The sequence below is a fragment of the Vreelandella lutescens genome (assembly GCF_014640815.1).
In the GTDB taxonomy this organism is placed as follows: domain Bacteria; phylum Pseudomonadota; class Gammaproteobacteria; order Pseudomonadales; family Halomonadaceae; genus Vreelandella; species Vreelandella lutescens.
Genome location: NZ_BMHM01000001.1, coordinates 517,824 through 529,680, shown reverse-complemented (window position 1 = coordinate 529,680; position 11,857 = coordinate 517,824). Strand labels below are relative to the sequence as shown.

The window sequence follows — 11,857 nt, the reverse complement described above, 5'->3', positions numbered from 1 at the left end:
CCAGCCCGCTCTGCCTCAGACAACACCCAGCCAGTCCCCTGGTTTGGACCGCGTGACATTACTGACTGGGTGGATGGGCCGTAAGTGATATTGAAAGTTAACGAAGGCAAACACGAGGGGCGCTTATACCTGCGATAACTCGATACTCTTCTGCATTAATAAACCACTCACCAACGTCGGCTCCAACTGCGTCATAATTGCCAAGTCTCCAGGCCGATCTAGCTTTGGCCACCACACATTTAAGCCTGCGCGTCTCGCATCCTTGCTCCACTCCGTTAAGCGGGGGAAGTGTTCGCGACTTGTGCGCGCTAGCGGCAAGGCATCAGGCGGTGGTGTTACCCAACGTATACCGTTCTGCTTCAACCGCTGCCACTCGTTAGCAGTAGTACCCAACGGCACGGCTTGTGCCAATAGCGGGTAGCCACGCTGATGAAAGCTATGGGCAGCGGCCTGGGCGTGTTCCTCTTCCAACACCACAGAACCATCTAGCCGCAAGACCACTTGGCTAGGATGCAGCCCCAACTGGGTTAACAGGCTTTCAAAAACACTACCATGAGAAACCTCGACGGCCTGGATATGGCGCCAGTGCACATCGACAATCAGCGGCTTTGCATTGGCCCCATTCAGGGCCAAATGATTCAGGGCATGAAGAACCCGTAGAAAACGGTCTAAAAAAATCACATCTTCCTGGTTCCACGAGAGAAAATAGAGCCAGTCTGATGGGTGAGGTACATCGTGTTGGTCACGAATTTCCACCCCGGCTTCCCAGGCAGCAATATCCAACCGCTCTAGTGAGAAAATAGGCTGCTGTGATGGATAAAGCGTTAGATTGGAGAGTTTCCCCCATATTCTTCCCCTCTCCCAATGAAACGCCGCATGATGCCGCAGGCTGGCGTTTGGATTTAAAGCGTCGAGGTGCTCATTTAAGTAGTGGGTGACTTGTGTTAATTGCATTAGAAAGTCTCCTTTTTAGGCATCAGCGCACCATGCCCCAGCGCTTCACCGTTAGGCGCTCAACGCTGTCAAAAATGATGTTTTCCACCAGCAGGCCAATCACAATGACGACGACTAAACCTGCAAAAACGTTGTCGGTGTAAAGCTCGTTACGGTTCTGGAAGATGTACCAGCCAAGCCCGCCTTTGCCTGAAGAAGCACCAAACACCAGCTCGGCGGCGATCAGGGTGCGCCAGGCAAACGCCCAGCCAATTTTTAACCCTGCCAACAACGCCGGAAGCGCTGCAGGAATCAGAATGAAGGCCACATAGCGCAGCCCCTTAAGGCCGTAGTTACGCCCAGCCATGCGCAATGTTTCTGAAACGCCTTGAAAGCCTGCATGAATATTGATGGCCATGGCCCACAGCACCGAGTGCACCAATACAAAGATCAAGCTGGCCTCGCCCAGGCCGAACCACAGCAGCGCCAGCGGTAACAGGGAAATGGCGGGCAGCGGGCTAAACATGGACGTTAACGTGGTGAGCAAGTCTCGCCGAATACGGGTTGAGACCGCCAAGGTCGTTAACGCCAGAGCGAGAAACGCACCTAAGGCAAAACCTTTTAGCAGTACGCTTAGCGATGCACTTACCCGTGCCAATAGAACGCCTGACGCCAGCCCATGCCAAAGGGCACTCGCGGTTTCCATGGCACTGGGCAGCATCAGTGGATTGTTCTGTACCCTGGCAACCACCTCCCAAGCGACCACCAACAGCACCAGAATGACGCTTTTACGCACCACGCTTTGATCCCACAGCCGCTGGCCAACACTGCGAGCGACTTTTAGCTCGCGCACATCAACAGGCGGTAGATCAAAGAAGCGATCAACCCGTGAATCAACGGGGCCACGCAGGTCATGTACGCTCATGTGAATCTCCTGATGCCGTCGTGAAACCTGCCGTGGGAATAGCGCTCTGTTTATCCAGCACGTCAACGTGGAACGATTGGCTATCCGGGTATTTGATGCCTGCGCCGGTATTCAGCGCCACCACACGCTCATGAGTGCCGATTTCGCCGAGGGTGCTTAACTCCCGTGCGGCAGCGAGAACAGCGGCACCCTCTGGGCATACAAAGGTACCCTCTAGCTGTGCTGCCCGGGTTTGCTCCCAACGAATCGCCGTTTCACTCACCGCAATGGCTCGGCCGCCGGTGGCATATAGTGCGTCTAACACCAGAAAATCCCCCAGTGCTTTAGGGACGTTGATACCAAACGCATGGGTATGACTGCGCTCCCAGAATTCCGATACTCGAGCGCCCTCTTGCCACGCCTTCACAATGGGCGCGCAACCATTGGCTTGCACGGCAATTAGCCGCGGCAGCTTGCCGGTGACCCATCCCAGCGTCTGAAGCTCCTGCAAGGCTTTGTAAATACCGATCAGCCCCACGCCTCCGCCGGTGGGGTAAAGAATCACATCCGGCAACTGCCAGCCGAGCTGCTCGGCTAACTCCAGCCCCATGGTCTTCTTGCCCTCAATGCGATACGGCTCTTTCAGGGTGGAAGCATCGTAGTGGCCGGTGGCTTTAACCCACTCGCCAATCTGCTTACCTGAATCACTAATCACCCCATCGACCAGGGTTAGGCTGGCACCGGCAGCCGCGCACTCTTGGCGAGTAATAAAGGGGGCATCTACCGGCATACTGATCGTGGCTTTAATGCCTGCTCGGGCGGCATATAACGACCACGCGGCACCAGCATTACCATTGGTTGGCATGGCTAGGTGGGTAACCCCCAACTCTTTAGCGCGGGATATGCCCACCGCCGCGCCGCGCGCTTTAAAAGACCCCGTGGGCAGTAGCCCTTCGTCTTTCATGACCAGGTTATCCAAGCGCATATCGGCACCCAGCACAGGCAACTCAATCAGCGGTGTGACCACTTCACCTAGGCTGACGACGGCGTCTGGCGACGTCACGGGCAGCAACTCGTGGTAACGCCACAGGCTCCAGGGGCGCGAGGCAAGATCCGCCTTCGACCATGACGCTTTAAGCGCCTCCAAGTCATAACGCACCAAGAGTGGCGAGCCACACTGGCACAGCTGTTGAACGTGTTGATGGGCATATTCAGCAGCACAGCGCGGGCAGTAAAGCCCTTCAACATAGCTATAACGTTGGCCTGCTAAGGGAGTGACTTTTTCATCTACACGCGGGCTGACGAACGCACTCATGGGGCCACCTCGTTTTCAAATAGCAGCCGATGAATGGTTTGGGTGCGCGCTTTCGTCGCTTCACTGCCCAAGCTGTGCAGGCTATCGTCAGCGCAGCCTAGCTCAGCGCGTACCCGGCCTGGATGGGGTGACAGCAGCAGTACCCGGTTACCTATTACCTGGGCTTCTTCAATAGAGTGGGTAACAAACAGTAGCGTAAAGCCCTCTTGCTGCCACAACGCCAGCAACTCTTCCTGCATTTTGCGCCGGGTGAGCGCATCGAGTGCGGCAAAGGGTTCATCCATCAGCAACACCCGTGGCCGCATGGCCAGCGCACGGGCGATGGCCACACGCTGCTTCATGCCACCGGAAAGCGTATGCGGATAGGCATCCGCAAAACGCCCAAACCCAACTTTTTCCAGCGTTTCTAACGCCCGCTGCTCCGCCGCTTTGCGCCCCAAGGTGCGCGAAGCCAGCAGCGGGAACATGACGTTCTGCTTGACGGTTTTCCAGGGCGGCAGTTGATCAAACTCCTGAAACACCACGATACGGTCAGGCCCTGGGCCATGAATGGTGTTGCCATCCAGGCGAATGCTGCCTTCTGCAGGGGTTAGAAAACCGGCGATGGCTTTGAGCAGCGTGGACTTGCCGCAACCGGATGGGCCCAGCAGGACAAACCTATCCCCCTCCTGCACGTTAAAGCTAACCTGCTGGGTCGCTTTCACGACATGTTGGCGAGTGCGGTACTCAAGGGTGACGTTGTCCACTGCCAGCCGAGGGGTGGCTACTGCGGATGACGTATTTGTCGGTGAGTAAGCCTCGCGATCCAGCGAGGCCTCACCCAGCACATGGCGCTTACGCAGTGCAATCGACATTAGCTCCCCTCCCAGGCATGGATATCGTCAAAGAAGTAGTCCTGCCATGAGGTGGGCTCATTACGTATCGCACCGACCTCAAACAGAAACTCTGCCAAGGGGAAGGTGTTGTGGGGCACCAGTGAGAAACTCACCTGCTCATCGGTAATGATCGACTCAAGGAAATCGATATCCAACTGCGTACCACTCAGGCGCTGATAGATATTTGCCGCTTCGCGAGGGTCTTCTTCAATGAAGGTTCTTGCTTCCTCAAGAGCGTCTAGGAACGCTGCGTAGACTTCAGGGTTATCAGCACGAAATGCCTCTGTGGCGTAAAGCACGGTGGGAGAAATAGGACCACCCATAATCTCGTAAGAATCGGTGATTTTGTGCACACCTTCGTGCTGAAGCGCCTGATACTGGAAAGGAATAGCGGAGAAGTGGGTGTTGATTTCAGTGCCGCCGCTGATGAGTGCCGCGGTAGCATCCGGGTTTGGTAGCGCAACCGTGTTACCTTCTAAGCGGTCAAATTGATCATTGCCGAAGACATCTGCCACCGCCTTTTGCAGAAAGCGCGACTGAACAGATACACCCACCGCGGGCACGGCAATGCGGTCATTGTCATCAATATCTTCAAGTGTCTGAATATCGGGGTTATTGGTGATCAAAAAGTTAGGGAACTCCCCGAGCGACGCCACCCCTTTTACATTGTGGCTGCCATGCGTCCGGTCCCACACCGTTAACAGCGGCCCCACCCCAGCCCCGGCAATATCGATGCTGTTAGAGAGCAGCGCATCATTAACAGCCGCCCCACCTGAAAGCTGCAGCCACTCCACATCAATATCCACACCGCGTTCAGCACCGTGCTTTTCAATCAGTTCCTGGTCACGGGCAACGTGGAGCAGTAAATAGGTGATGCCAAACTGTTCAGCGATACGCAGTTGTTCTGCGGCTTGAGCGTGGCTGGCACTTGCCAGCGACACCGCCAACAGCGTGGCTAAACCATAGGTACCGATAGAAGTACTAATAGAAGTACTAATAGAAGTACTAATGAGCGTTCGAGTCATGGCGGTGCTCCTGAGCATTAAATGTCAGGCCACCTTATGAAGTTCTGATATGACTCAGAAGTGAGTTTTCGAGAAGTTCTTATCAGCGAATAACTGAACTACTTATTCGCTGCCTTTTGATATCTAAATCATAAAAAGCACGTTTAATTAAGTTATTTGGGTTCATGCAGCGGCTCTTCGATAGTGAGTTCACACTCCATTTAAGAGAGCACTGCACATGACATCGCTAACACTCACACAAAGCACGCTTCATGTACGCCCATTAAGCGGGCATATTGGCGCTGAGATCGAAGGGATTGATCTTGCCAATCTAAACAACGAAACGTTTGCAGCGCTAAAATCTTTGTTTCTCCAGTACCAAGTGGTGATTCTGCGTAACCAAGCGCTCACACGGGATCAGCATATTGCACTGGGCAAACGCTTTGGCGACCTGCACGTTCACCCTATGGCGAAAGGCCCTGAGGGCTACCCGGAAATTTTTCCCATTGAGGCAGATGCCAACTCATCTAACGACCCGAAGGCCATTCGCAGCGGCAAGCGTGCGGTCAACGGTGGCCACTGGCACTCGGATGTTTCTTGCGATGTAGAGCCTCCACTGGGCAGTTTGCTGTACCTGCGCGATGTGCCTGAATACGGAGGCGACACCCTGTTCAGCAGCGGTTATGCAGCCTATGAAGCCCTTTCCCCCGCCTTACAATCGCTGCTTGAAGGCTTAACCGCCGTTCACTCAGGCGAAGCTACTTATCGCCTCCATTACGGTCATCAAGCGGCTAAAGATCGCAGTCAATTTGGCTTCAAGAACGGTGCGGATTACCCTGAGGCGGTGCATCCTGTGGTGCGCACTCACCCTGAAACCGGGCGCAAAAGCCTGTTTGTTAATCGCGGTTTTACTCGGGAGATTGTTGAGCTTTCCCACACAGAGAGTCAGGCGCTGCTGGAGTTTCTCTATCGCCACCAGGAAACGCCCGAGTTTACCGTGCGCCTAAACTGGACACCCAACAGCCTGGCTATTTGGGATAACCGCTGCACCCAGCACCGAGCCATTTTTGATTACTCCGGGCAGGCACGAAGGGGGGAGCGTGTGACCGTAAAAGGCGATCGACCTTATTTTCGAAATACAAAAGAGACTGTTAATGCGGTAAACGTTAATAACTGGGGCTTAGTAGGATAGACGCACGCTAACAACCACTTCACTAACGGGGGAGTTATTCATCCCCCGACTTTACTTATCTATCGACTACTTTGACATCTAAACACCACAGCATCATAAAAAAACAACCACAAGCACTTAAGCCACATCTAAGTTCAAAAAGCCAACAAAATCAGCTGATAGACACATTGTTAGCCAAGGCTATATTTGTTCGCTATTACAAACTTTATTTTTTGACAACCGCCTTGTTATCAGCAAAAAACCTGATAGGATTCAGCGCTATTCAAATCCCTACTTTTATACTCAAGTAAGCATTTTACATATCGCCTTTTATCTAAAGAGCCTGCCTATCATGACGCCTGTTGCCCTGCTTTTTCTTGCGATTTCCATGTCGGCGGATGCGTTTGCGGCGTCCATCAGCAAGGGCGCAGAACTAACCAAGCCCCGCTTCCGTCATGCCATTGGCATTGGCCTAGTGTTTGGCGTTATCGAAGCAATGACACCGGTGCTGGGCTGGCTCGCTGGCAAGGCGTCTCAACAGTACGTAGAAGCCTGGGACCATTGGGTCGCGTTCACACTCCTGTCCATCATTGGCCTTCACATGATGCATGAAGGGCTGAAGAAAGAAGAAAAGGTAGAGCACCGCAAACAAACGCTGTGGCTACTGGTACTGACAGCCACGGCCACCAGCCTAGACGCCATGGCCGTGGGTGCAAGCCTTGCCTTTATTGATGTGAACATTATCACCACCAGCCTCGCTATTGGCCTCGCCACCACGGTGATGGCTTCCATGGGAACGCTGCTTGGTCACAAACTAGGTAAGTATGTTGGCCATTGGGCTGAGCTGATTGGCGGCGTTGTGTTGATTGGGATTGGTGTAATGGTGGTTGTGGAGCATACGGGGGTATTGTGATGTTCACTGCAAAAGCCCTATCCGGGCTGCCTCATATCACCCACTGCTGGCTTATCACCACCTCCTGTGTCAAACATGCCCATACTAGGCATTAACCCCGTACACTAAGTTTTTCATGCCAATGATCTCTAAAAGCGGCAACGGCTTTGAAAATAAAAAACCTTGGATAAAATCACACTTATAACTCTTCAGCACTTCTAATTGCCCCTCTTCTTCTACCCCTTCGGCGACAACCTGAAGCCCTAATGAATGCGACATATCGACAACCGCCTTAACAATCGCGGCATTTTTTACATTATTGTCAATATCTTTTATAAAGCTTCTATCCAGTTTCACTTTATCAATAGGAAGATCTCTCAAATAACTCAAACTAGAATATCCAGTTCCAAAATCATCCAGTGCCACCTTGACACCTGCTGCACTAAACTTTTCAACTAGCTCGATAGCTTTTCGAGAACCATCCACTAAGAGGCTTTCTGTTACTTCAATTTGAAGTAAGCTTGTAGGCAAAGAAAACTCATTGACAATATCTAAAAATGCTTCAAAAAAACCTGCTCGCCTGAACTGTAAAGGAGAGATATTAATGGCCACAGGAGCCGCCTCGCCCTGTGCCGCTTGTATTGAGACAAGGTCGGAACAGGCTTGCCTCAATATCCAGAGGCCTAAGGGTATAATTTGCCCCGTCTGCTCTGCTATCGGTATAAACACACCGGGGGAAATCATTCCTTTTTCAGGATGATGCCATCTTATCAGTGCTTCATAACTGTTAACATGACCGTTATCCAAATCGATAACTGGCTGATAAAAAAGCTCAAACTGATTATCTATCATTGCACTATTCAACTCATAGCGCAGATTTACCGCTAACTCATTGTTCGAAATATTATCCGACTTTCCATTTGACCAACACCATGTATTGCGACCAGAATCTTTAGCTTCGGCCATTGCAATACTAGCTTCCTGCATCAAATCACACGACAGCTCTTTAGAGTATTTGTTACATGAAATACCCATACTTGCACTGACATGCAGAGGAATGCCATTAACATAAAATGGAAGCAAAATAGACTCTAAGATAGCGTTTGCTTTTTCATTCGCTTGAGCATAACTTTTGAAACCAGAAAAAACAAAAGCAAACTCATCGCCACTGAGTCTTGCCAAAACATCCGTTGGCTCTAGAAACTCCTTTAAACGACCGGACACCCCCCTTACCAGCTCATTACCTATTTCATATCCCAGTCCGTCGTTGATAGTTTTAAAATCATCCAGATTTAAATACATAACAACTACTAGCTCATTTGCCAAATTAGCGCTATTCAACATTCTATTAAGAACGTCGTCCAATGCGCTACGATTTAACAAACCAGTCAACAAATCGTTATTAGATTGGTATAACAGCAAAGCCTCCTGCTTGTATTGATGGGTAATATCCTGTTGAAACCCAATATAATGCGTACATATACCATTCGCATTGATAACTGGGCTCAACGTCAGCTGGTTCCAAAAACGCGCACCATCTTTTCGGTAGTTTAAGATTGTGAACCTGCCTTCTCTACTTTCCCTTATGGCTTCTTTAATTTTATTCACGGTATCTTTATTAGTAGCCATACCTTGTAAAAACCGACAATTCTTTCCTAACACCTCCCCTTTGGAATAGCCGGTAATATTATAAAATTCTTTATTAGCAAAAACGATAGGCATGCTGGCACTCTGTGCATCCACTAGCACGATGCCCACAGGGGTCTTCCTCGCTCCAAACTCAAACAAGCCAGCAAAATCAACGTCTTCGCCAAACATCTCACTTATCCCTGTTATCACTTACTTTCCTAAAACCATGACACAATAATAAAATAAACAGACCACTCAACTAGACGCATTGCAAGCTATTTTCCCTATTAATTTAAAATATATAATCACTTACAAAAACAAACGTTTTAAACACAAAACAAGACTATAGAAAAACAAAAAAACTTGCATCCTTTTAACGAATAAACTAAACATTGCAGCAATTAAAATCCAGGGGAAGAAAATGCCTAAAAGCGCAGCCACTAAGAATATCACTGCAACAGTAGTGAGGTCTTTATTGCAACACACACATCAAGTATCTCTTGTTTCCATAAACAGTACATTTTCTTTAAAGGCTGAAGTAAGCGAGTTAGATATTAGCACCGGCAGGCTTACTTTAGAGACTCAAACATCCGACCGAGAGATAAACTCTTACATCAATAACGGATTAGTTAGCATTGATATTGAATCAGTAAAGAGCCCTTTACAATCAGATAAAGAAACGTTCAGCATCTCTAACGTTCATGCAAAAATCACCAAGCTTGATTTATCGCTATACAAAATCGACTGTCAACTGCCTGAGTCTATTTTTGTTAAAGAAAAAAGAGGAACAATAAGAATACCTTTTGTACTAGGCATGAATGCTAGAGCAAACATCGAAATCTATCCTAACGAACTGATTATCTCTGGAAAAATACGCAACCTTTCAGTGGGTGGATGCATGGTAGATATCCCCCTATCCGACACTAATGCCATCGTTGTGGGTAAAGAGCTATCCGGTTTAACCTTAGAATTTCCTAACGGAGAAAGTTTTCATGCTGAAGGCAAAATAAAACACATTCGACCATTAGGTTATTTTGGCTATGCCGCCCTCGGCATTCAATTTACCAACCTATCTATGACACAGCTAGAGCAACTTTTTAGGTTTACTAATGAAGCAGAAAGAGAAGCTGCTTACCAAACGGGCATGAGCGACGCGATGGCTTCGCATTCCTCCCTATTCATACCAGGCGCTAAAGAGAAAAATATATTACTCAAAGAAAGCAATGACCGTAAGCGAAAAGCTCAACGAACAGCGATGGAAAGGGGTGTCATAGAGATAGCACACCAGCTACAAGCAGGTTTAATGTATTTAAAAACTCAAAACGTATTCCCATTAGAAATATTTTACAAGTGTGTTGATGCTATTCGATACTCCATCGAAGAGAACAGGAAGTCTTTTTTATTTGCACTCTCGTTACTTAGAGAAGAGGTGGAGTGGGTTCGACACTCCATACAAGTGGCCAGTTACGTCACTGACATGCTTATCAGCCGAGACCCTTACAGCCCATACATAAGAGAAACTATTTTAGGCACTCTTTTACACAGCCTTGGAAAACCTTTATTAGTAGGCCCTAAAATCACCACATTAAAATCAAACATGACGCCTGCTCAAAAAGAAATATTGAAGGGCCACAGAGAAGCATTAATCAAAAAACTAGAAACGACAGAGTGGAAACCAAGTGAAATATGCCTGACCATAATAAAAAAGTCAGACAAAAACAACAACAACGAAAGAGAAACAGATATAGAAGAAAAGTTATTTGACTTCATTGAAATCTTGCTAGTCGTCAAGGAAATCAACAAACTGATGCATGCTAGAAATGGCACACCTCCACTTTCGCCTATTAGTGCTTATCGCAAAGTACACGACGAAGAAAAAATATTAAATAACTCCATCTTAGTAGAGTACATACAAATTTATGGGCTATACCCTATTGGAAGTCTTGCAAAATACTCGGGCGGCTACTTAGCATGGATAAAAGACACAGACCGAAAAGGCATTCCTATTAATGTCAACGTGGTGAAAAACTTGAAATTCCCTGAAGCAACTTTTAACAGCGACCTCAATGAGAAAGATTTATCTCAAATAGGAAAGCTAGAAGAGATCGTCAGCGCTAGTGATTTTGGAATAAAAGCACCTAGATTTTAGTAAACACTATCATAAGAATACCCACGAACGAGAATTCGTGGGTCACGACTCAACATAAAAAGTTGCTTCAAAAAATAGAGTATCGGCTCGTTTATCTATTCATGATCCGCCAACACTGTCTGGATCACCTCTCCCAACGACGCAATAGCCGCATTGCGCTCTTCAAACGATGCCTCGGTTTCAGTGATATAAAACACCACCACCGTGGGCGCTTGCTCCGGAGGCCAAATAATCGCGGTAATCGAGCGTGAGCCGTAACCGCCTGCGCCGGTTCTGTCTGCAATCACCCAATCAAACGGCATGGCGGCACGGAACAAGCCATCCGCCACCGCATTGCCCTTCATCCATGCTTCTAACTGCTGACGAGACTCATCTGATAACACATCTCCAAGCACCAGCTTTTCTAACGTAGCCAGCATGGCGTTGGGCGTGGTGGTGTCGCGCTCATCCCCTGGCGTGGCTTCGTTTAGCTCGGTCTCATAGCGGTCCAGCCGGGTAACGGGGTCATCCATACTACGCGCGAACGCCGTGATGTCTTCCGGCCCGCCTAGCGCTTGCAGCACAAGATTCGCGGCGGTGTTGTCGCTGGTAGTCATGGTGGCATCGCACAGTTCAAACAGCGTCATCGGCTGGTGGCCCGCGTACTGCTCGGTGACCGGCGAGTAAGTGACCAACTCCGATGCTTCAAAACTGACCTCGGTTTCCAGCGCCAGCTGCCCCTCATCTACCTGCTCTAGTAGCGCGCCGCAGGCCAGGGTTTTAAAGGTGCTGGACATGGCAAAGCGCTCATCCGCATTCACTCCCCAGCGCTGGCCCGTGGCTAAATGGTGGGCGGCAAAGCCAATGCGCGCATCCAGGGTTTGCTCGATGCGCTCAAGCTCAGCGGTAATGCGATCCTCCTGCGCCATCGCATAAGATGAAGCGAGCAACAGGCACGCTGACAGCGCAGCACGCATCCAGCGTGGTTGGCGGTGGTTCATTGTGT

At 49.5% G+C, this 11,857-nt stretch carries 10 protein-coding genes; 3 read left to right on the top strand and 7 right to left on the bottom strand.

What is annotated here, in order from left to right; all coding sequences use genetic code 11:
- Positions 1–123: 123 nt before the first annotated feature.
- The 5 genes from IEW65_RS02460 to IEW65_RS02440 are packed head-to-tail and all read right to left on the bottom strand — an operon-like array spanning position 124 to position 5,052.
- Positions 124–954, bottom strand: a complete 831-nt coding sequence (locus IEW65_RS02460; protein WP_188637924.1) for a MoaD/ThiS family protein — start codon at positions 952–954, stop codon at positions 124–126.
- Between the two features lie 22 nt (positions 955–976).
- On the bottom strand, positions 977–1,858 hold the full coding sequence (locus IEW65_RS02455) for an ABC transporter permease (protein ID WP_188637923.1): 882 nt from the start codon (positions 1,856–1,858) through the stop codon (positions 977–979).
- Complete coding sequence (locus IEW65_RS02450) at positions 1,845–3,152, bottom strand: threonine synthase (RefSeq protein WP_188637922.1); 1,308 nt, start codon at positions 3,150–3,152, stop codon at positions 1,845–1,847. Before IEW65_RS02450 ends, IEW65_RS02455 begins: the two co-directional genes overlap by 14 nt.
- Positions 3,149–4,006, bottom strand: a complete 858-nt coding sequence (locus IEW65_RS02445; protein ID WP_188637921.1) for an ABC transporter ATP-binding protein — start codon at positions 4,004–4,006, stop codon at positions 3,149–3,151. The genes IEW65_RS02450 and IEW65_RS02445 overlap by 4 nt, the downstream gene beginning before the upstream one ends.
- A complete protein-coding gene (locus tag IEW65_RS02440; RefSeq protein ID WP_188637920.1) occupies positions 4,006–5,052 on the bottom strand; it encodes an ABC transporter substrate-binding protein in 1,047 nt (348 codons plus the stop codon). Before IEW65_RS02440 ends, IEW65_RS02445 begins: the two co-directional genes overlap by 1 nt.
- Positions 5,053–5,269: 217 nt before the next feature.
- Between IEW65_RS02440 and IEW65_RS02435 the strand changes: the two genes are divergently transcribed.
- Both IEW65_RS02435 and IEW65_RS02430 read left to right on the top strand, forming a co-directional pair.
- The gene (locus IEW65_RS02435; protein ID WP_188637919.1) at positions 5,270–6,223 is read left to right on the top strand and encodes a TauD/TfdA dioxygenase family protein; all 954 of its coding nucleotides are present in this window, start codon (positions 5,270–5,272) and stop codon (positions 6,221–6,223) included.
- A 331-nt stretch (positions 6,224–6,554) separates the two neighbouring features.
- The gene (locus IEW65_RS02430; RefSeq protein WP_188637918.1) at positions 6,555–7,115 is read left to right on the top strand and encodes a manganese efflux pump MntP; all 561 of its coding nucleotides are present in this window, start codon (positions 6,555–6,557) and stop codon (positions 7,113–7,115) included.
- Positions 7,116–7,199: 84 nt separating this feature from the next.
- On the opposite strand, the gene IEW65_RS02425 is transcribed toward IEW65_RS02430, so the two are convergent.
- The gene (locus IEW65_RS02425; protein ID WP_188637917.1) at positions 7,200–8,912 is read right to left on the bottom strand and encodes a putative bifunctional diguanylate cyclase/phosphodiesterase; all 1,713 of its coding nucleotides are present in this window, start codon (positions 8,910–8,912) and stop codon (positions 7,200–7,202) included.
- A gap of 232 nt (positions 8,913–9,144) precedes the next feature.
- Between IEW65_RS02425 and IEW65_RS02420 the strand changes: the two genes are divergently transcribed.
- Complete coding sequence (locus IEW65_RS02420) at positions 9,145–10,872, top strand: PilZ domain-containing protein (RefSeq protein WP_188637916.1); 1,728 nt, start codon at positions 9,145–9,147, stop codon at positions 10,870–10,872.
- A gap of 95 nt (positions 10,873–10,967) precedes the next feature.
- On the opposite strand, the gene bla is transcribed toward IEW65_RS02420, so the two are convergent.
- Positions 10,968–11,852, bottom strand: a complete 885-nt coding sequence (bla, locus tag IEW65_RS02415) for a class A beta-lactamase (protein ID WP_188637915.1) — start codon at positions 11,850–11,852, stop codon at positions 10,968–10,970.
- Positions 11,853–11,857: the final 5 nt, after the last annotated feature.

Coding starts and splice junctions, on each gene's coding strand:
- IEW65_RS02460 (WP_188637924.1), bottom strand. CDS start 954: ATGCAATTAACACAAGTCACCCACTACTTAAATGAGCACCTCGACGCT.
- IEW65_RS02455 (WP_188637923.1), bottom strand. CDS start 1,858: ATGAGCGTACATGACCTGCGTGGCCCCGTTGATTCACGGGTTGATCGC.
- IEW65_RS02450 (WP_188637922.1), bottom strand. CDS start 3,152: ATGAGTGCGTTCGTCAGCCCGCGTGTAGATGAAAAAGTCACTCCCTTA.
- IEW65_RS02445 (WP_188637921.1), bottom strand. CDS start 4,006: ATGTCGATTGCACTGCGTAAGCGCCATGTGCTGGGTGAGGCCTCGCTG.
- IEW65_RS02440 (WP_188637920.1), bottom strand. CDS start 5,052: ATGACTCGAACGCTCATTAGTACTTCTATTAGTACTTCTATTAGTACT.
- IEW65_RS02435 (WP_188637919.1), top strand. CDS start 5,270: ATGACATCGCTAACACTCACACAAAGCACGCTTCATGTACGCCCATTA.
- IEW65_RS02430 (WP_188637918.1), top strand. CDS start 6,555: ATGACGCCTGTTGCCCTGCTTTTTCTTGCGATTTCCATGTCGGCGGAT.
- IEW65_RS02425 (WP_188637917.1), bottom strand. CDS start 8,912: ATGTTTGGCGAAGACGTTGATTTTGCTGGCTTGTTTGAGTTTGGAGCG.
- IEW65_RS02420 (WP_188637916.1), top strand. CDS start 9,145: ATGCCTAAAAGCGCAGCCACTAAGAATATCACTGCAACAGTAGTGAGG.
- bla (WP_188637915.1), bottom strand. CDS start 11,852: ATGAACCACCGCCAACCACGCTGGATGCGTGCTGCGCTGTCAGCGTGC.